Below are 19,649 nucleotides of genomic sequence, written 5' to 3'. Positions count from 1 at the left end.
CGCCGGAAACTGTGTTAAGGATTTTGCGGCCAAGAAATACGGCTAGCGAGGATTTCAATTGCGACGGAGAAATGCGCGTATTTGGTCCAGAAACTGATGCTCACGCTCTAGCTGGACCCAGTGGCCGCATTGACCATAGACATGCATCTCGGAGCGCTTGAGGTGTTCGTGCATTCGCACTGCAACATGCAATGGAATCATCTTGTCTTCGCGGCCGTGCAGAATCAGCGTTGGCGCATCGATAGCTTTCAACTGCTCCAGCGGAATGCCCTTGACGATTCGTGGACCTTTCGATGCTTGATCAGCGCCAGGCTGCAGCTTGCGGATTGTCTCTTTCCCGCTGGCGATTTCCGCCACACGCAGGCGCGCGGCCACTGCCTCGTCGGTAACTATTGACGGATCGTATGGGAATGCCTTCATCATAGCGCGCATGGCGTCCATGCTGGGCTCGAAGGATCGGCTGTCCGCCAATCCCTGCGTCTGCTCAAACTCACCAGCCGGTGTGCCCATAAGAATAAGCGAGCGCACCTTGTCGGAATGAAAAGCCATCATTCCCAGCGCGAGGGCACCACCGAAGCTGTTGCCGACCAGCGTTACGCGGTCGAGGCCAAGGGCTTCTATAAAGCCCGCCAGATGCCGCGTCCACAGTTTGATGCCCGGCTTCTCTCCTTCAGGCAGTTGGCTAAAGCCGAAGCCCACGATGTCGGGGGCCAGAACCCTGTGCGTTTCCCCAAGTTTTGGCAGGATTCCTCGCCAGTTTTGCCAGGCGGTCACGCCCGGACCCGAACCGTGAAGGAGGATGACGGGGTCACCTTCTCCACAATCGTGATAATTTGTCTGGATACCGTCGACGTCTATCGACAACCCGATATCGGGAAGCTCCGTATTACCGGGCATACCTCTCTCCAAAGCAGCATTTCGCCAAATTCTTCTTCCTTGTCTGTTGCGAGGGACCTTGGAAGATGTCAATACGCTGGAGTATGGATGGTTGATCTGAAATAGACAAAAAACCAGAGGGTGAGAATTGATGGGAAAACTTTCGGGCCAAACAGCGTTAATCACTGGCGCGGCTTCAGGTATCGGCAAGGCAGTGGCGATACGTCTCGTCGAGGAAGGAGCGAATGTAGTTGCGTTGGATCGCAATGCCGACGCTCTCGCGGATTTGTCGGATCACTTGGGGGATCGGTGCTCTGTCCTCGCGGGAGATTGCACAGAGGCTGCGATCTGCGAAGCGGGCGTCGAACTTGCGCAGGAAAAATTCGGAAAACTGGACACCACGATAGCGAACGCCGGCGTTTACGACTGGTACAAGCGTATAGATCGCATGAAAATGGAAGACGTGGAGGCAGCGTTCGAGGAATTGTTCCGAATTAATGTGCTGTCGACTTTGCTCTTGGCGCGAGCTTCCGCAGATGCGTTGCGGAAATCCACGGGCTCTCTGATAGTGACCTGCTCCAATGCTAGTTTCAGAGCTGGCGGCGGTGGCACATTGTACACTGCCAGCAAGTTCGCACTGCGGGGCATAGTTTATCAACTTGCTTATGAATGGGCGCCGCAAATCCGCGTTAACGGCGTTGCTCCTGGCGGGACTGTCACGGGCCTTTCGGGATTGGACACACTGGAGAGCGCATCGCGTCGTCTCGATTCCGAACAGCGCACAGTTGAAATGGTGGCGAAGGCATCGCCACTGGCAAGGGCGGCAGAGGCGGAAGATCATGCCGGATGCTATGTGCTTCTCGCGTCACCTAGAGATGGAGTAAACCTAAATGGAACGATCCTGGTCAGCGATGGCGGATTGATCTCGCGAATGGGTTAGGCCGAGCACTTCAAGTCTTGTTACTTCGCTTCTCGCGAACCTCGTCCCCTGGCATTCGCAAAACATCGGAAACTGCCTCTGCCGCTTCAACGATGCGCGGAAAAAGCGTCAGCAAATCCTGTTCCGCTTTCTCGGGATCAACGTCGTTGCAGACCTCGGTGACTGACACCGCCGCCAACAGGCCGGTCCTGCCCCGTATCGGCACCGCGAGGCAGCGCAGCTCTGGATACATCTCCCCTCGATCTATCGCCCATCCCTGTCGGCGTACGCCGTTGATTTCTTGTCTCAGGTCATCGACATCGAATATTGTGTTGTCCGTAAGAGGAACGAAATCGCCCAAGGCAAGATAGTCTTCAAGCCTGTCCCGTTCCAGTTGAGCAAGCAGGGCCTTGCCAATCGCTGTGCAGTAAGCCTCGAGCTCGATCTCCTCCCGAGAAGGAGACCGTCGGCACCCGGATTCGGCCTTGACCAAATAGCGTACAAGATTGTCACGAAAGACGCCCAGATGCACCGTACGCCTGCAAGTCTTGGCGAGGTCTGCCATAATGGGCCGGGTTGCAGTGGTAATAATCGAATCGATATCCGCACGTACCGCTATTTCCACGCTGGCGATGCCGAGAGCGTATAATCCTCGACGTTGCCGGATTACAAATTTGCGCTCGACCAACGGCCTCAAGAGCCGGTGAGCTGTAGAAACGGGAATGCCGGTATGTTCGCAGATTTCCCTTACCGTCTTGGGCGCCGACGAAAGGCAACCGATCAGGTCGAGTATTCGCTCGACAACCGATGTGCTGGATGCATCGTTCATCTTGTCGCTCCTCTCACAGAGTGAGGCTCTAGGCCTCAATTGCCGCCGGTCAAGCTTGGCAGGGTGCCAAACGATAGCGCACAGACACAAACATAGATTGAAGACGCCGTTTTCGAACCGTGCCGGATTCGCTGACTGCTCAGATTGGACGGGCGGTGAATTGCTCGATGGTGGCCAGGAGACGAGATCGGCAAAAGATACAAGGGCGTTTCGATGCGCACGTTTGGGAGAATTTAAGGCAATGCCACTCGAAAGTTCAATAATATCTTCCCTGGGTGATGAACTCTACGGCGCACTGATCAAGGGCCGAACGGTTTCCAATCTGCGGGATCGCCATCCGGAGATAGATATTGTCGACGCCTATCGCGTCCAGGAACGAATGGTCGCGCGCCGTCTGGAAGCTGGCGAAAAGATCATCGGCAAAAAGATCGGCGTTACTTCCAAAGTGGTGCAGGAAATGATCGGGGTGTTCGAGCCTGATTTCGGACAATTGACCGATCGAATGCTGGTTCCCGATTGCGCTACGGTAGATCACAAATCACTCATCCAACCCAAGGCAGAAGGCGAAATTGCGTTCATCCTGCAACATGATCTCAACGGGCCTGGCGTGACCGCCGCCGATGTACTGGAGGCGACCGAATATGTCACTGCCTGTTTCGAGATCGTCGATAGCCGCATTCAAGACTGGGATATCAGAATTCAGGATACAGTCGCGGATAACGCCTCGTGCGGAATATTCGCGATAGGGACCGAGCGGGTCGATCCCCGTGAGATCGATCTGGCAAAAGTGGCCATGACAATCGAGTGTAATGGAGTCGAGGTTGCGAGCGGGATCGGCGCCGCTGTTCAGGGTTCCCCTCTTAACTCTGTCGCCTGGCTGGCCAATACGCTTGGCGAGCTTGGAATGCCGTTCAGGGCGGGCGAAATAATCCTTTCCGGAGCACTTGGTCCGATGATCGACATATCCAGCGGTGACACGCTGCAACTTAACCTCAGCGACGGGCTTGGGTCCTGTCGCATGATTTTTTCTTAGCCAATCGCGTGCTTCGGCAAGGATAGCAGCGAGGTGACAGACCTCGGCGCACTCTAGTGACAAAGTAAGGATGCTCGGATGGACAAAATTAAATGCGCAATAATCGGGCCGGGGAATATCGGCACCGATCTGCTTTACAAACTGCTTCGTTCCGAAGTTCTCGAACCCGTTTGGATGGTGGGTATTGAGGCCGGATCCGAAGGTCTGGCCCGCGCGAAGGAACTGGGCCTCAAGACCACTGCTGAAGGGGTTGACGGGCTGGTGCCTCACGCGATCGAGGATGGAGTGAGCATCGCGTTTGATGCGACTTCGGCCTATGTCCACGCCGAAAACAGCCGCAAGCTGAACGAGCTGGGCATTCTTATGATCGACCTGACGCCCGCCGCCCTTGGCCCGCTTTGCGTTCCCCCGGTGAATCTCAAGGATCTGGCAGGCCGTAAGGCAATGAACGTCAACATGGTCACATGCGCGGGTCAGGCCACGATTCCGATGGTCGCCGCCATCAGCAATGTTCAAAGCGTGGATTACGCCGAGATAATCGCAACGGTCGCGTCGAAGTCGATCGGAGTGGGTACTCGGAAGAATATCGACGAGTTCACGCGCACCACTTCTGCGGCAGTCGCGAAAGTGGGAGGTGCAGCGCAAGGCAAGGCTATCGTGGTCGTCAATCCGGCCGAGCCTCCGCTGATGATGCGTGACACCGTCTATTGCGAAACAGTCGACGAGCCGGATCAGGAAGCGATCACCGCATCCGTGCACGAGATGATTTCTGCTGTGCAACAATATGTCCCCGGCTACCAATTGAAGAACGGGCCAATTTTCGAGGGGCGCAAAGTCTCGATCTTTCTGGAAGTGCAGGGACTTGGCGATTTTCTCCCCAAATATGCAGGAAATCTGGACATCATGACTGCCGCTGCAGCGCGCACGGCCGAAATGTTTGCACAAGACATCCTTGATGGCCGACTTGAACTCTCACCATTGAAGGAGAACGCATGATGACACTCGAAGAACAGGTTAGGGGTAAAAAGCTCAAGCTGCATGATATGTGTCTGCGCGACGGCATGCATTCCATGCGGCATCAGATCACGCTGGATCAGATGGTCGATATCGCTTCCGGGCTTGATGACGCAGGGGTGCCGTTGATCCAGGTCACTCACGGTGACGGGTTGGGAGGATCATCCCTGAATTACGGTCGCGGACTCCATTCGGATAGCGAATATATCTCGGCAGTGGCCAAGGTAGTGAAAAAGGCGACTATCTCGGTACTCCATGTTCCGGGCATTGGCACTCTGGATGAGTTGCGGATGGCCGCCGATTGCGGGGCAGGATGTGTTCATGTCGCCTCGCATTGCACCGAAGCCGACGTTACCGAACAGCACATTGGCCTGGGACGGGAACTTGGGCTTGATACAGTCGGCTTTCTCATGATGGCGCATATGACGCCGCCCGAGCACCTGGTTGAGCAGGCGCTGTTGATGGAAGGGTATGGAGCAACAACAATCTACTGTGTTGATTCGGCAGGTTACATGCTGCCTGATGAAGTTACCGATCGCATCACCATCCTTCGCACAGCTTTGCAGGACGAAACCGAGATCGGATTTCACGCTCATCACAATCTCGGGATGGGAGTCGCCAATTCGCTGGCTGCTGTAGCCGCGGGCGCGGACCGCATCGACGGTTCGGCTGCCGGATTGGGTGCTGGCGCTGGCAATACACCCCTCGAACTGATGGCTGCCGTCGGAGAGCGATTGGGCATCGAAACCGGGGTGGATCTGTTTAAGCTGATGGACGTAGCAGAGGATCGGGTTTTGCCGATCATGCCTCAGCCGCCCCGTGCGGACAGGGATTCCATAACGCTCGGTTTTGCAGGGGTCTACTCAACCTTCCTGTATCAGGCCAAAGAAGCCGAACGTAAGTACGGCTTGTCTGCACGTGATATCTTGATGGAATTGGCTCGCAAGAAAATGATCGGGGGTCAGGAGGACATGATCGAAGACACCGCGCTCTCGATGGCCAAGGAACGCGATCTGGTTTGACGGCGATTCAAGCACTTCAAAACAGAACGAAGTTACGAAAGGCGTTGCTGTCGCTCCTTGTCGGGAGGCCAAATTGGACGAGAAGTCCTCGGACCCACGCGACAGGGAGCGGACAACCTCATCACCGCAGGCTTTGCTAAGAACTCTGCCTGGGGTCGTATCCTGCCGACCATTTGGCAAAGGCTCCGACCCGCCAAAATCGCGAACTCCCTGATTATCGGCGCTATATCGACTGTCACCTCATTGAAACCAAGTCTCGTTTTCTCTCCCGAAAGGGCAGACCGGCCATAGCGAAGCAATCCACACTATCTTGCGCTGCCGATCCTGACATTGCGGAATTGTCAAGGCCGTGGGGTGTTCCGATCAGCTGCGGTGCCAGAAACGACACCTGCTTCTCTACATCGTTCCGAGCCACTTTTCCCGCACGGTGGCAGCCGCCAAGAGGCCGTCAGCAACAGCGGCAAGAGTACTTTCGGGCAACCTACGCCGCCAGGCCTATGCAACAGATTCGGCCCAGTTGCGGGCAAGCAGAAGGGCCTTCACACAATCAAAGGAACGTATTGATGTTCTTTGCTTGCAAGACAGTTTCCTGCAAGATGACCTTCCTGCGCGCCAGTTGGAGCAGACCTTCTGAGTTCCGCCTGATTGTATCGACGCGTCTGGCTTTTAGTTCCATTTCATCGTCTTCAGTCCGATGACGATGGTTGAGGATCACAGAATGGACCGTCCACTCGTTAGAATCTTCAGTAGGTAAGACCTCGATATTGCCGATCAGGTGAAAATGCCTGGTGGGTGGATCTTCGGCCCATGCCGACGGCTGCTTGGCGCGTGCCACGCGGATCTTGAGATATTCGAGGCCGTCGTCGAAATAGGCCATTCGTTCGGAACTGAACTTCGCCTCATCCTTTCGATAGCGGGCCTGCACTCCTGGTACCCAATAATGGATATCGTCCGTCAGCAATTCTAGCCATTCATCATATTGCTCGTTATCGAGCAAACGGGCTTCTCGATACAGAAACTGCTGTATCTCCAAAAGTAACTCGGCTGACACAGAGCAGTGATCGCGCCGGGTGGTTTGTTCGAGAGTCTTCACATTTACCTCTGAATATTTCTAACGGACAGGAACGTCGGCCCAGGTTTCTGCACCCATCAGATCTGCCCAGCGCTGGTAGAAGGCCCGTTGGTTCGCTTCATTGATCTGGCTTTGATAAACATTGCCGCGCAGTTCCTCGTGTTCGATTTTCGAATCGAGGCCCATCCCGAAGTGAAGCTGTTGCTGCCGGGTCACCACGCCTACATTGACCGCCGTGCAATTCTCGAAGTTCTCGCCGTCATCCATTTCGAACACACCCGCCGGAGAAAAGGTTAACATTACCCCGCGGCGATATTCTTCCTTGAGTTCTTCCGGGGCATTTGCGTTCAGGAACACCCAGGTGTGAAGTTCCGTGCTCCTTGGACCCTTGGGGTTCCATGTCCGAAAAGTGTTGTGACCTGCCAGGAAGGAAAGATTGGGAAAGACGTTAGCGGAGCTTAGAGCGCCTACCATCCTGCTGCGAACCTTCCCCAGACGTTCGGCAAATTTCGCCTCCTGCTCACGCAGATAGTCGATAATCGGCGGTGAATTGAGCGTTGCCGCGTTCCCAATGAAATCCAGTCCAAACTCCCAGCCGTGGCCGTTCGCATTGGCATGATAAGAACGGTCAGGTCGCATGGTCGGCTGTTTTCCGAACATTGCGATCAAGGCTGAGCTATGCGTCCAGGGAGCGTGATACGAGTCGCCCACGAAGTTCTCTGCCGGGAATTTCCAATTGCATTTGAGCCGAGATTTGATGTTGCCATCGATAAACTCGATACCACCTTCGTCATTGTCGAGGATCACATCTAGATACCAGCGAAATTCGCCTAGATATTCCTCAAGCGACGGGGCCTCCGGGTCGAAGCAGGCGAAATGCATCCCCTTATAGCTTTCGACACGCGCCTTGTGCAGGCCAAGCTTGGACTTATCGAGGTTCGATTTTCCACTATAGGACTGCGGGCGACTGACATTCTTCAAGCTACCGTCGAGACCGTAGGACCAGCCATGAAAATTGCATGTGAACCGCCGGGAGTTGCCCGCCTCTGCAAAGCACACGCGATTACCTCGATGCGTACAGGAGTTGAGAAAGGTGTGGATCTTGCCGTCTTCGCCACGCGACACGATGACCGCATCTTCACCGATTGTCGTCGTTAGAAAATCGCCAACATTGGGCAATTGCGTGTCATGCGCGACAAAAATCCAGCATCGCGCAAAAATCCGTTCAAGCTCCAGGTTGTAGATAGATTCGTCCCAGAAGATCCGGCGGTCAATATTTCCCGCTTCGGCGTCGACGAGTTCCTCGATGCCCGCAGCCAATTTTGCATTACTATCCGGCTTCAAGAGCGATTCAGTCATGTCATTCTCCAGCTATTCGAACCCGACCCGTTCAGGCGGGCAGTATCTCCGCAAAGCCGAGGCCGGTAACGCCGCCATCCCAGGCTTCGTAAGCGAGCACTTCGCCTCGGCCCGCCGGCAGAGCACCCATCACTGCAAGAAAATGACGAATCTCCATTCCACCGTTGCCGCCTTCGCGCATTATTTCCTCGTCTGTCATTGAAAGGAGAGGGGTCGCATCGCCGGAAACGATGCAGTCGAGGACCTTCCGATCAAACTCGGAATTGATGCGCCCCATTTCTCCGGTGCCCACCCAGTGGCTGATCCCTCCGCTGCCGATCAACACTACGGATTCGTCTACGGGCATTTTCGCAATGGCATCGCCAATCATTCGTCCGAAATCATATGCCCTTTGGAGACGAACATACGGCGCTACGCCACTCGCCATATAAACGGGAACCGTCTTGACCGACCCGTCGGCCGGAAGGGCAAGCTGGGCGGGCACCCCGATTGCATGATCCACCCCCAAGTCGCGCGCCACAGACACGTCGAAGCCGCTTTGATGGGCATGGCCGACCAAATACTCTGCGAAACCCGGATCGCTGGCGATCGGTGAATCTCCAACACCGGGCAACCGGTCAATGGGACCATGAAGCTCGCCTGTCGGGATAAGAAACTGTGGCAGACAGCGAGGGCCGAAGAGAATATAATGGTCCGCGCCGAAGATGATCGCCTTCGTCGCGCCGGACTTGCTTACTTTGTCGCGAATTTCCGAATAAGCGCCAATCAGGTGGTCGCGCTCTTTCTTCTTTGGGTTCACAAACAACAATGGATCATGCGGCATGATGAAGCCGCCGACTATTTCGGCCATCTTGAAACTCTCCTAAAGATAGACGGGTAAGCGCTTCGCTGCCGCCGGCCTCTCACTTCATTCGCTTACCGTCTCGAGCTGTGACGTCAGCGTCGGAACGCGGGACAGATAATCCGGCATCGATTGCGGTCCGTTTACGCTTGTCCAGAAGCCCATCAGAAGCATCGGGTTAATGCCGTACTCGAAGAGTCCCTCGGCATTCATGGACAAGACCATGTCGCGTTCTAGCTCGCTGAGGGCGTACTTCTCTGCGAAAGCTGTGGCATCCTCGCGAAACGCTGCGCGGGAATTCCGTTTGGTACTCACGTCGTAAAACAGTTGCTCGACGGCTCCAAAACTCATCTGTCACGTCCCTTCCGGCACCTCAGATATCGTTCAATCGGATCTTCGGGTCGAAAAGTCAATACGCAAGAGTATGGTTTTGCCTTCGAGGTCGCTGAGCCGGCCCAATCAGACCGTTTGCTGCTACATGGCAATCACGACTTTACCTACCGTTCCGCGAGAGCGCAGCGACTCCATTGCTGAAACGAGTTCATCCATTTGATACACATCCCGAATTAGGGGGCGAATTTCGCCTCTGGCACATTGATTAACCAGCTTCTGCTGTATGGTGCGAATCGCTTCCGGCGAGCGGTCGAAGCTCCAGTATACACCGTGCACACTGGCGGACTTAACCAGCATGTAGTTCGCCTTGAGCGCCTGAACCGTCCCACCGGCAAAGCCGCATACTAACAGCCTGCCCTCCCATGCCAGAAGACGCAGACTCTGTTCCGAAGTTTCGCCGCCGACCGGATCCATGACGATATCGACCCCATCTGGTGCCAGAGCTCTTACTCGCTCGGACCAGTCAGATTGACGATAATCGATCACATGATCAGCCCCATTCTCTTTAGCGATTCGCCGCTTGTCTTCGTCGCCTGCCGTGGCAACGATGCGAGCTCCCGCTGCTTTTGCAAGCTGAGTGGCAGCGATGCCCAATCCGCCTGCCGCCGCATGGATTAGGACCGTATCTCCCTTCTTGAGATTACCCTTTTCGAAAAGGGCGACATGGGCAGTGGTGTAGGAAACCGGAAGCGCGGCGGCCACCGAGGCTGGTAAGTCTCCTATCGCCATCAGACGGTCAGAAGCGACGCCACAATATTGTGCAAAGGCACCACTGCGGACCTGACATGCGACCTTGTCACCGGGAGAGAATCGAGAACCCGGGATTGCCTCGACGACCGTTCCCGCCAACTCGTTGCCTGGCACAAACGGCGGTTTTATCCGATCCTGATATTTTCCTGCAATCGCGATTTCGTCCGCAAAATTCAGACCTGCAGCGTCAATCTTGACCAGAGTGTCCGCCCGATTCTCTTGCCCTTCCCCCAGCTTCGGCATGGCAGTTTGTCCTAAGACCATCTCCTCCGGATTGCCATATTTCCTGACGATCCAAGCCTTCATGGTTTCCAACTCAAACTCCCGTGTCCGCAAATTACCATTCGCATAGGTATGGAGATTGCGGCAAGACTGCAATTGGGGCATAAAAGCAATGGCTCGCATGAATTTCCGAGCCTTTTCCCCTCTGGCCTAAAAACCGGCCGCACTGAGTGGTCCGCACCGATTGTTTCTACAAGTCTGCTTCTGGCACCAATACGGTCCGCTGGTGGAACGTGGCGGAACGGGATGGCAGCCGTGGCGGTGTCACGCCTTCCCTGGAACAAGGCCGATAGTGAAACGAGCTGTGAGACCCGGCGGTGCTGTATCAAGGTCAAGCAGTAGTCATTCGCTTATACAGGTATCATTCGCCGGATCTGTCCGATGCGCCATCGTCGAAGCGAGAGACTGAGATGATTACCTTGCACCTCCCAGAAGGAGCAGATTGTATAGCGTGAGTTCTGACGCCGCGCGCTGCAACCGGGGGATTCCTTTGCATGCTCTTTCGGAAGCTGCGCCTGATCCATTTTGAGGCTGGCATTCCCCTTGCGCTAGCGATATTGGCTCGGCTCGCCGACACCGATCCCGCGGCACAGATCCGCGATCGTTCCGCCCTGCACCCGAACAATCTCCACTACTCGCAGCTTAGCGATGTTTTCTTTCAGATGGTGCTTCCTCACCATTCCGTCACTCTCTTAACCAATTCAAAAATAGAAATCGGGCCAATTAGAAGAGTGCAGATCAGCTAACATGCCGGTAGTCGCAGTAGATCAGCGTCACTTTAATTTCGTGGATGTTCTGGTTCATCTCGGTCCTTGGAGCTTGTTTGCTCGGCTTCTCTTAGGTCTAATGATGCTGCTGCTAGACCTATCTGGCCCAACGCTCGCTGTTTCATTGCGATAACAGGACAGAGACTGAAAGGCGATTCCTGAGTTCCGACCGGAATATTTTCGAACGAACATCCTGCAAGACAGCAATAAACCCTAATAAGCCAGGCGCATAGCTAGGTGACACGGTTTGCGACGGGGCTACAAAACGATGGTAGCCGGTCCCCTCTTGCCGAGACGATCGATCGTCTCGGCGTTATTCATCCTATAACCTCGCTTGCCGGGCCGTAGCCTGCATCCTCCGGGATGGTCAGGATATTCTTGCCATCTCGCTGCAAGACCCACGGCAGGACAGGCACGATCGTGCGCGCCTGCGCGCGATCTACGCAGTCCGTAGCACTGTTCGCCTTGGACAACAGTTCCAGGTTCAGTCGGGTCGGGAAAATGACCGTGCGCTCGCCCGATTGCCCCATCTCCAGAGCACGATTTGGTGACAGCCATTCGGCATCTACCGTCTCATAGCCATCGCACGCGGCAATTTGGCGTTCCGGGGCTCGAGCGACGTAGAACCAGGTGTCGAACCGCTTCTTCATGAAGACCGGGGTAATCCACCGGGCAAAATCGGTGAGGCTATCGAGCCGCAAGATCACATCGGACTCCCGGACGACATCGAGGAACGATCTTTCCCCCTGTTCGACTGCCCGGCGGCTGTCCGGGTCACAGGCCCCTTCGAAAGGGCTGCCATCGCGGTTGACCGCCAGCAAAATGCCAGCCTCCTCGTAAGCTTCGCGGATCGCAGCGATCTTTAAAATTCTCTGGGTCGTATCGACCTGATCCCGCCCGTCGCAGTAAGCGGCCCATTCCTCCAGAGAATCATCGGAGTGGGGTTTCCCGCCGGGGAAGACCAGTGCGCCAGATGCGAAGTCTATCTGATGATGTCGCTTCACCATGAGAACCTGAAACTCCGGTTCATCCCGCACCAACAGCATGGTGGCGGCAGGCACCGCCTCGGCTGGTTTCTGTTCGGTCATTTCCACTCTTCTCCCTTGATGTAGCCAATATCGGTGCCGGGCGGCCGTGATCTAAGCGTTCAACGCGTATGGTCTTATCAGTTCCATCTAGGAATGAGTGCTATTCCCGCGAAAGCCAGAACAATGCCTGCCAGTAACAACGATTGGTCGGCCAGCAATGCGGCAGAGACGATCAATGCGGCGACCACCGGACCCTTGACGGGGGTGCTGCGGTCCTCTTCCCGCGTCAGATGGTTCAGGCTGGCTGGGTCGATGGACACCTGAATCGTACCTGATCGAGCGACCGAGGCAACGTTCTCGATTAGCTCGGGCAGCGATGCCGAGAAATCAAGCAGCCCACTGCGGACCTTGGCCAAATGATCCCGCGCGGCTCCGATCGAAAATCGCTCGGCAAACAATTGCATCACGATCGGCTTCGTTTCTTCGGCGATATTGTAGTCCGGCGCCAAAGAGCGAACGAAGCCTTCTGCGGTCAGCAGGGTGCGCAGCAAAATAGCGAGGTCGGGCGGCAATACGAGGCGATACTCGCGCAACAATCCGAAAACCCGATCGAAGATTGCCGAGAATTCAATCCCCGCAAGAGCTGTGCCGCGAAATTCCTCGATCAGCTCATCCAGATCCATCGCCAATTGCGCGCGGTCCACGAGTGGATTGCCTGCCCAGTCAAGCAGCAGATCGGCCACCTTGTCTATCTGATCGTTCGCGATAGCAAAAATCAGGCGGACGATTTCCTGACGCCGCGCGCCGCTGAGAAAGCCGACCGAGCCGAAATCGATGAAGCCTACCTGGTTCCCTTCCATCCAGAAGACGTTGCCGGGATGCGGGTCGCCATGAAACTCTCCGTTGAGAAGGATCATCCGTAGCACCGCATCGGCATAGCGCTTCGCGAACCGGGCATTATCTCCCTGACCAGTTGCCGGGGGCCGCGACGCAGGCTTTCCGACCAGGGCTTCCTGCACATTGATCGTCATGCCTGTAAGTTGCCAGTGGATCGCGGGGGTCTTCACCCCAAGCATCTCCAGATAACCGCCAATCCGTTCACAAGCGCGTGCTTCTGCCGCCAGGTCCATCTCCCGCGCTAAATTCTTGGCGAATGTCTGGAGGAACTGCACGGGTCGATAGCGGGCAATGTCGCTTGACCGACGCTCGGCGAGGCCCGCGAGCCGTGTCAACAGCCTCATGTCCGCCTCGATCCTGGGCGCCATGCCGGGTCGGCGGACTTTCACGATAGTCTCGCTTCCGTCCAGCAGGGTTGCGACATAAGTCTGCGCGATAGAGGCTGAGGCGATCGGGTTTCTCTCGAAAGCGGCGAATTCACATTCCCAGTCGCTGCCCCAAGCCGATACAATCACCGGTTCGATCTTATCGAACGGCAGCGGTTCCACCTGGTCGTGGAGAGTGCCGAACGCGGAAATCCAGGGTTGTGTAAACAGATCGCTTCTGGTCGCCAGGAGCTGGCCAAGCTTTATTCCGACAGGGCCGACATCGCGCAACAGCGCCACCACCGATGCAGGACGCAAGTCCTCGGTATCTGGCTCCTTCTCCGAAACCGGCATAACGCCAAATAAGCTTCCGAGATTTTTCAGACCGTGCCGGGCGAAAATCTGACCGAGTTCTGCTAGCCGCGTCAGTTCACCGACACTGTTTTCCAGATCATGCTTCATCGGCTTTCTTCGCAAGTGTCAGCCTGCTTCTGATTCTCCGCAACTTTTCGAAGCATCGTACGCAGGAGGTCGATTTCAGGCGCAGACATTTCCTTCCAGAGAATTTCGTGGAGTCGATCAGCCGCTTCGCGCAGTTCTGGCCAGATGGTTCTTACTTGCTCGGTGAGGTGGAGGTTCCAAACTCTTCGATCGTGCGCCGCCCGCTCTCGCTCGATCAAACCTTTTTCAACCAAAACTGCGACAGCCTGTCCTATCGTCGCCGATTCAAGCTCAAGCAGGCGAGAAATCTCGGTCTGTGTTAGCGTAGGTTCCCTCAACAAGGACGCGATGATCCGCCATTGTGTTTGATTGAGGTCGAGCCCCACGATCAGAGCGTCGAACGTCCGCCGAGCGGTCCTGTTCACCTCTTCTAGCAAATATAGAATGTCATCCTTTTCGTTGGGGGCGTAATCACGTATCTCATCTTTCGACATATGCTTATCCATCGCGCTATCTTGGAAGGCTCGCGCAAGCCTGGCGTGTTCAAGCTCAGCGTCGACCATATTCGCTAGCAGTGCCGCCATGCAAACACTCGCTGATTTCACGCTACAGCAGAAATTGAATCCGAGGGTCGCTCGAGCTGATAAGGTACCGAACGGCGCTGGGTAAGTGCGAGGGCTCCGGCCACCTCGCCTGCCACGACTGCCGGGATCTTATGATCGCATGCGCTCGGCGTCCCTCATCTGAGCATAAGTCCCCCCTGAAGGGCAACGTGGGGTGCGAATGCGGGGCGCGGGCTCGATTTCGAGTGATTATGGCTCGCTGCCCAGATTGTCATGCATCTTGGCCAGCGATCCGCGTAAGCGTTCCAGTTCCCCAAAACGGATCCCCCCGAGCAAGCGAGCATGCACCGCATCAGCTTCTACTCGCATCTTGGGAAGTAGCTCGATCGCGGCAGGGCGTAAATGAACCCGCCAAACGCGCCTGTCGTTCTTCGCGCTGCGTCTTTCTACCAGCTCAAGTTCTTCCAGGCGATCAATAGTCCGGCCGATGCTAGCGCGCTCTAGTTCCAGTTCCCGAGCCAGCTCTGTCTGGGTCATGCCTGGGCTCCGAAAGAGATAAGCCAATGCACGCCATTGCGTCCGCGTGAGCCCGAATTGTTCAACCGAAGAATCGACGGTCCTGCGCAAACGCCGGGTCACTTCCTCCATAAGAAAGAACAGCCGATCGGTATCGGTGAGGAAACTTGCCCCCTTTGTATCCGGGTCATAGTCCGTCGTGGCCGCCATCCTGGGCAACCTACCATAACCGATCAGGAAATAAAGCCGTTTACTGTAAACCGATTTACAATATAGAGGTTGCGGTATGCAGTCGCAAACTTTCCATATCGGGGGAGATGGTGGCATCTCCATAGCAGCCGAAGCGACCGGAAATGCCGATGCTTTACCGGTCTTGCTCGCGCATGGGGGCGGCCAGACCCGTCACGCATGGAAACGTGTCACAGCCGATCTCGCCAATGCGGGATTCCGTGCGATCACAATTGATATGCGCGGTCACGGCGACAGCGAATGGTCTGCCGAGGGCGCTTACGAAACGCGCGACTTCGCTTCAGATCTCGTTGCGATTGCTTCAAAAATAGACCGCAAGCCAGCGCTCGTCGGGGCCTCCCTTGGCGGGCTGGCCGGACTGATCGCCGAAGGACACCTTGCGCCGGGCCGCTTCGCGTCGCTCACTCTCGTCGACATCGCGCCGCGTATGGAAACGGGGGGCGTTATGCGCGTAGTCGGCTTTATGGAGGAGCACGTGGAGACCGGTTTCTCTTCACCCGACGAAGCGGCAGAGGTCATCGCGCGTTACATGCCACATCGCCGCAAGCGCGGAGCCGGCAAGGGTTTACGGCGCTATCTGCGAGAGAAGGAAGACGGCCGCTACTACTGGCATTGGGATCCGGCCTTTATCCGCAACATTACGCTAGCCAAGCGAAGCGATCCGGCTCATCAGGAACGCCAATTTGATGCGCTGAACGATGCAGCCAGCAGGCTTTCGCTGCCATTGCATATTATTCGCGGCGGATCGAGCGATCTGGTCTCCGAAGACGCGGTCGCGCAATTGCTCGAACTTGCTCCACACGCTGAATACACCGACATCGCAGAGGCAACACATATGGTGGTTGGCGATGCCAACGATGCCTTTTCGGCAGTGATACTCGATTTTCTCAAGCGTAATCACAGTGCGCAGGGAGCCGTTACATGACCGATAATCCGACAAGGATCGATCCTAAGCGCCTCGAAGAGATCCTGCAGATTGCCCCGTTTCACCGGTGGCTTGGCCTCACTTTACGGTCATGTTCGAGCGAGCAGCTTGAACTGGAGATGCCTTGGCGCGACGAGATCGTGTCAAACCCGGCAATCGGTTCAGCGCATGGCGGCGTGCTCGCCTCTCTGATCGATTTAACCGGGCTCTACACCTTATTGTCGCAAGGTACAGGGGCCAAGGCGACCGCCGATCTGAGGGTCGACTACCACCGCCCGGCAACCTCGGGACCACTCGTAGCATCGGGCAAAATAATCAAGATCGGTAAAACTATCTCGGTCGCTGAAACACGTGTATACGGTCCTACTGGCAACCTTTTGGCTAGCGGCCGCGGTGCCTACGTATGCTAGCAGCGTTATCCTAATGGAACTAACTGCAGGGCGAAAATTAGCAGGTCTGTTCCTCGAAGACCTGCAAAATAGTCCCACGACTTTCAGAGCGATTTGCGTCACGATAGCCGCCTTCCAATGAGTGACGTGACCCCCTGATTTTCCCCCAGCTGGGATTAGAGCCGAGCCGCGTTGTTGCGTATGAGCGAGGTTGAAGCAATGGGCTGCGCAGCGGAGCCCGTAGGGCGTGGCGAAGCAGGCCATTGCTTATCTAGTTCGGCGGCGAACGCCGCCGGTGTCGCGTAGCCAAGGGATGAGGGCGGTCTCTCTCGGTTGTAGTCTTCCACCCATACGGCGATCTCGACGCGGGCATGGGCCAGGCTGATGAACAGGGTCTCGTTCAGCAGTTCGTCGCGCATGCGGCCGTTGAAGCTCTCCACGTAGCCGTTCTGCATCGGTCTGCCCGGAGCGATGTAATGCCACTCCACGCCAATCTCCTCGCACCATGCCAGCACGGCATTGCTGGTGAGCTCCGTGCCGTTGTCGCTGACGATCATGCCGGGCTTCCCACGCCGTTCGATCAGCGCGGTCAGCTCGCGAACGACGCGGCGACCAGAGATCGACGTGTCCGGCACCGCTGCCAGGCACTCCCTGGTCACGTCAACGACCACGTTGAGCACGCGGAACCGTCTTCCTGACGCCATCTGATCGTGCACGAAGTCGAGGCTCCAGCGCTGGTTCGGCAGGGCAAGCACCGGAGCAGGCGCTCTGGTCCCGACAGCCCGCCGACGACTGCGCCGTCGGCTGACAGCCAGCCCTTCCTCCTGATAGAGCCGCTGGGTCTTCTTGCGATTGATCATCACGCCCTCCCGGCGTAGCAGGATATGCAGGCGGCGATAACCGAACCGCCGACGCTGGTTGGCCAGCTCGCGCAGCTTCTCACGGAGCTGGGCATCATCGTCCTGCGTGGAACGGTAACGCACGCTCTTGCGATCGGCATCTATGACTCGGCACGCCCGCCGTTCGCTCATCCCGTGACAGGTCTGGAGATGAGCCACAGCTTCCCGCTTCGCGGCGGGCGTCAGAACCCTTTTGCCAGGAGATCCTTCAGCGCTGCCTGGTCGAGCATCGAATCGGCCAGCAACCGCTTGAGCTTCGCGTTCTCGCTCTCGAGCGCTCGCAGGCGTCGAGCCTCGGACACCTCCAGCCCGCCGATAATCTGGTCTTCTGAAAACCTCGTTCTCTTCATCTCGTCCGTCCTTCCATCAGGGCCGGACGCTAATCGAGAATGGAGGAAAATCAGGGGTCACGTCAGCGCTCCGCGCCGCGCTTTAACTCGTCATTAGTATTTGACCGTCCCATCCTCGCCTTCTGTCCTCAAAACTAGGGAAGAAAGCGTCCACAAATCTAGGGCTATTGGTCACGTAGGATGAGTCGGTCGCCGAGTTCCTTCACGATCCGACATCGTTTTTGACCTTTCCAAGGCTCGTAATAAGGGTATGCCGAATATCTTTCTTCGAGATTTTGCCGGTGGCAGTGTGCGGCAACTTATCAACGACAACCAGGTGGTCAGGTACGTGCCATTTGGAAGTCTTGCCTTCGTATTGGGCCCTCATGTCATCGTAGCTGAAAGTCGCGCCAGGCTTCAGGACCACCACCAGGGCCGGGCGTTCGTCCCAGCGGCTATCCGGCACAGCGACGATGGCAGCCTCTTTGATCGCGGGATGATCTTGAGCGATGTTTTCGAGCTCGATGGATGATATCCACTCACCCCCAGACTTTATCAAATCCTTGTTGCGATCCACAATCTGTATGAAGCTATCTTTGTCAATGGTCACGACATCGCCGGTATCGAACCAGCCTGGGTGCTGCTCGTGAGTATCTGCGTCCTCGGCGTTGAAATATTGCGCGGCTACCCACGGACCGCGAACGAGCAAGGAGCCGATGCTTTTGCCATCGTGTGTTACCTCATGTCCGTCTTTGTCGGCAACGCGAAATTCCATCCCGAACTGTGGACGCCCTTGCTTGCATTGCAACGCCAAACGATCCGCCTCCGGTAAGGCGAGTTGATGGGGCTTTAGCGCTGCGGAAAGGCCCAAAGGGCTGGTCTCTGTCATTCCCCAGGCTTGGCGCACCTCAACGCCTTTGGACTGGAAACGTTTGATCATGTTGGCTGGTACAGCCGATCCGCCGATTACCACACGCTTTAGAGAGCCAAAACGTCTCCTTCAGCTCACAAAACGTGCCCATCATGCCTGTCGAGGGATCGATCATGATCGAGGGCATTCTTGTCGATCATGCAGCGGCAGAGAAAATGCTAAAATGTACGCGGCAGCATCGCCCGTTAGAAGCTGGGGGGCTGGTACTAGGGCTGCGCAAGGGTCTTTACCTTCATGTGACTGAGATCACCCGACCATTGCCATGGGATCGACAAAGTTCGACGCGCTTCCAGCGCTCACCTAAGGGACACAGAATAGCTGCACTAAGGCGGTGGCGTAAATCCGGCGGAAAGATGGACTGGATTGGCGAATGGCACAGCCATCCCGAATTTTCTCTTTCGCCTTCATCCATCGATATACGCAATTGGTATGACATCGTTAGACAGCGCAAAGCAGAGATGATTTTCCCTATCTGCGACGGTCGAGAAACCGCCTTCTACCTTCAGTGTTGGGGTGATCGGGGCAAGGTCTTGCTCCGGCAAGTCGAGAAAGATGCGCTTGGCACTTTTTACCGCACCCCGGCTGCTATCAAGCGTCAGCTGCGCGAAACAGGGAACGAGGCTTATGGGCCAACCGTCGAGTTGCCTTAACCTAACAGGCGAGCGCAACCACACTTTGCCCTGCTTCTGCGAACATCCGATTCGTGCACGAGCATTGGTAGGGCAACCCGCGAGCCGCAATTGAAACCAAACGATCACAACAACCCGAGATCCTGAGCCTAACAGTAGTAACTCCCGCACAAACGGAAGTGCGCAACGACGAAAGATGAATCTCTTTCCTAAGGTTTAGAGCTGGCAACAAAATCTGGGATGAAACGGCAGCATTCCGTGTCGGGCTTGCCAATAGAAGCCAGTCCGCTACCGGCCCTATTCTGTTGAAAAGCTCTGCTTGCAGTAAGGC

General features: G+C 56.1%; 21 protein-coding genes. 8 read left to right on the top strand and 13 right to left on the bottom strand.

Annotated features, from left to right (window positions below; translation table 11 throughout):
* Positions 1–54 precede the first annotated feature (54 nt).
* The gene (locus T8T98_RS01475) at positions 55–897 is read right to left on the bottom strand and encodes an alpha/beta fold hydrolase (protein WP_067182368.1); all 843 of its coding nucleotides are present in this window, start codon (positions 895–897) and stop codon (positions 55–57) included.
* 130 nt (positions 898–1,027) lie between these two features.
* Between T8T98_RS01475 and T8T98_RS01470 the strand changes: the two genes are divergently transcribed.
* Positions 1,028–1,816, top strand: coding sequence for an SDR family NAD(P)-dependent oxidoreductase (locus tag T8T98_RS01470; protein WP_082737146.1), 789 nt, complete (start codon positions 1,028–1,030; stop codon positions 1,814–1,816).
* Positions 1,817–1,826: 10 nt separating this feature from the next.
* Here T8T98_RS01470 and T8T98_RS01465 read toward each other — a convergent pair whose 3' ends face one another.
* A complete protein-coding gene (locus T8T98_RS01465) occupies positions 1,827–2,624 on the bottom strand; it encodes an IclR family transcriptional regulator (protein WP_067182365.1) in 798 nt (265 codons plus the stop codon).
* 241 nt (positions 2,625–2,865) lie between these two features.
* Between T8T98_RS01465 and T8T98_RS01460 the strand changes: the two genes are divergently transcribed.
* The 3 genes from T8T98_RS01460 to dmpG all read left to right on the top strand — a co-directional run bounded on the left by T8T98_RS01460 (position 2,866) and on the right by dmpG (position 5,693).
* Positions 2,866–3,657: a fumarylacetoacetate hydrolase family protein gene (locus tag T8T98_RS01460; protein ID WP_067186977.1), complete on the top strand. Its 792-nt coding sequence runs from the start codon at positions 2,866–2,868 to the stop codon at positions 3,655–3,657.
* 78 nt (positions 3,658–3,735) lie between these two features.
* Positions 3,736–4,653, top strand: coding sequence for an acetaldehyde dehydrogenase (acetylating) (locus T8T98_RS01455; protein WP_067182363.1), 918 nt, complete (start codon positions 3,736–3,738; stop codon positions 4,651–4,653).
* Positions 4,653–5,693, top strand: a complete 1,041-nt coding sequence (gene dmpG / locus T8T98_RS01450) for a 4-hydroxy-2-oxovalerate aldolase (RefSeq protein WP_067186976.1) — start codon at positions 4,653–4,655, stop codon at positions 5,691–5,693. The genes T8T98_RS01455 and dmpG overlap by 1 nt, the downstream gene beginning before the upstream one ends.
* Before the next feature lie 547 nt (positions 5,694–6,240).
* On the opposite strand, the gene T8T98_RS01445 is transcribed toward dmpG, so the two are convergent.
* From T8T98_RS01445 to T8T98_RS01425, 5 genes are all read right to left on the bottom strand, one after another.
* Positions 6,241–6,786, bottom strand: a complete 546-nt coding sequence (locus T8T98_RS01445) for a 3-phenylpropionate/cinnamic acid dioxygenase subunit beta (RefSeq protein ID WP_082737145.1) — start codon at positions 6,784–6,786, stop codon at positions 6,241–6,243.
* Positions 6,787–6,804: 18 nt separating this feature from the next.
* Positions 6,805–8,124, bottom strand: a complete 1,320-nt coding sequence (locus T8T98_RS01440) for an SRPBCC family protein (protein WP_067182357.1) — start codon at positions 8,122–8,124, stop codon at positions 6,805–6,807.
* 31 nt (positions 8,125–8,155) lie between these two features.
* The gene (locus tag T8T98_RS01435; RefSeq protein ID WP_067182354.1) at positions 8,156–8,974 is read right to left on the bottom strand and encodes a DODA-type extradiol aromatic ring-opening family dioxygenase; all 819 of its coding nucleotides are present in this window, start codon (positions 8,972–8,974) and stop codon (positions 8,156–8,158) included.
* Between the two features lie 57 nt (positions 8,975–9,031).
* Positions 9,032–9,316, bottom strand: coding sequence for a hypothetical protein (locus T8T98_RS01430; RefSeq protein ID WP_067182352.1), 285 nt, complete (start codon positions 9,314–9,316; stop codon positions 9,032–9,034).
* A 123-nt stretch (positions 9,317–9,439) separates the two neighbouring features.
* Entirely contained in the window at positions 9,440–10,513 is a 1,074-nt protein-coding gene (locus T8T98_RS01425) for an NADPH:quinone oxidoreductase family protein (protein WP_067182350.1), read from the bottom strand.
* 371 nt (positions 10,514–10,884) lie between these two features.
* Here T8T98_RS01425 and T8T98_RS01420 point away from each other — a divergent pair, with 371 nt between their 5' ends.
* The gene (locus T8T98_RS01420) at positions 10,885–11,136 is read left to right on the top strand and encodes a hypothetical protein (RefSeq protein WP_067182347.1); all 252 of its coding nucleotides are present in this window, start codon (positions 10,885–10,887) and stop codon (positions 11,134–11,136) included.
* Between the two features lie 338 nt (positions 11,137–11,474).
* Here the strand turns inward: T8T98_RS01420 and T8T98_RS01415 are convergent, their stop codons facing one another.
* The 4 genes from T8T98_RS01415 to T8T98_RS01400 form a co-directional block, all read right to left on the bottom strand.
* The gene (locus T8T98_RS01415) at positions 11,475–12,245 is read right to left on the bottom strand and encodes an NUDIX hydrolase (RefSeq protein WP_067182344.1); all 771 of its coding nucleotides are present in this window, start codon (positions 12,243–12,245) and stop codon (positions 11,475–11,477) included.
* A 77-nt stretch (positions 12,246–12,322) separates the two neighbouring features.
* The gene (locus T8T98_RS01410; RefSeq protein ID WP_067182342.1) at positions 12,323–13,909 is read right to left on the bottom strand and encodes an ABC1 kinase family protein; all 1,587 of its coding nucleotides are present in this window, start codon (positions 13,907–13,909) and stop codon (positions 12,323–12,325) included.
* Positions 13,906–14,472, bottom strand: coding sequence for a MarR family winged helix-turn-helix transcriptional regulator (locus T8T98_RS01405; protein WP_067182339.1), 567 nt, complete (start codon positions 14,470–14,472; stop codon positions 13,906–13,908). Before T8T98_RS01405 ends, T8T98_RS01410 begins: the two co-directional genes overlap by 4 nt.
* Positions 14,473–14,700: 228 nt before the next feature.
* Entirely contained in the window at positions 14,701–15,177 is a 477-nt protein-coding gene (locus T8T98_RS01400) for a MarR family winged helix-turn-helix transcriptional regulator (RefSeq protein WP_067182336.1), read from the bottom strand.
* A gap of 76 nt (positions 15,178–15,253) precedes the next feature.
* On the opposite strand from T8T98_RS01400, the gene T8T98_RS01395 reads away from it, so the two are divergent.
* Together T8T98_RS01395 and T8T98_RS01390 are read left to right on the top strand one after the other, a co-directional pair.
* Complete coding sequence (locus T8T98_RS01395; protein WP_322295787.1) at positions 15,254–16,141, top strand: alpha/beta fold hydrolase; 888 nt, start codon at positions 15,254–15,256, stop codon at positions 16,139–16,141.
* Positions 16,138–16,551, top strand: coding sequence for a hotdog fold thioesterase (locus T8T98_RS01390; protein WP_082737144.1), 414 nt, complete (start codon positions 16,138–16,140; stop codon positions 16,549–16,551). Before T8T98_RS01395 ends, T8T98_RS01390 begins: the two co-directional genes overlap by 4 nt.
* A 155-nt stretch (positions 16,552–16,706) precedes the next feature.
* Here T8T98_RS01390 and T8T98_RS01385 read toward each other — a convergent pair.
* Together T8T98_RS01385 and T8T98_RS01380 are read right to left on the bottom strand one after the other, a co-directional pair.
* Positions 16,707–17,779, bottom strand: a protein-coding gene (locus T8T98_RS01385) for an IS3 family transposase (protein ID WP_089217183.1) whose coding sequence is annotated in 2 segments (ribosomal slippage) — positions 16,707–17,620 and positions 17,620–17,779 — 1,074 coding nt in all. Because the reading frame shifts where the segments join, the coding sequence is not laid out codon by codon here.
* 202 nt (positions 17,780–17,981) lie between these two features.
* The gene (locus T8T98_RS01380; protein WP_233453979.1) at positions 17,982–18,698 is read right to left on the bottom strand and encodes an AMP-binding enzyme; all 717 of its coding nucleotides are present in this window, start codon (positions 18,696–18,698) and stop codon (positions 17,982–17,984) included.
* Positions 18,699–18,802: 104 nt separating this feature from the next.
* Between T8T98_RS01380 and T8T98_RS01375 the strand changes: the two genes are divergently transcribed.
* Positions 18,803–19,339 (top strand): Mov34/MPN/PAD-1 family protein, encoded by a 537-nt coding sequence (locus T8T98_RS01375; RefSeq protein WP_082737143.1) that lies wholly within the window; start codon positions 18,803–18,805, stop codon positions 19,337–19,339.
* Positions 19,340–19,649 lie beyond the last annotated feature (310 nt).

Origin of the sequence: Pelagerythrobacter marinus, assembly GCF_034375205.1 — a bacterium.
GTDB lineage: Bacteria > Pseudomonadota > Alphaproteobacteria > Sphingomonadales > Sphingomonadaceae > Pelagerythrobacter > Pelagerythrobacter marinus.
This window is presented reverse-complemented; position numbering and strand designations above follow the sequence as displayed.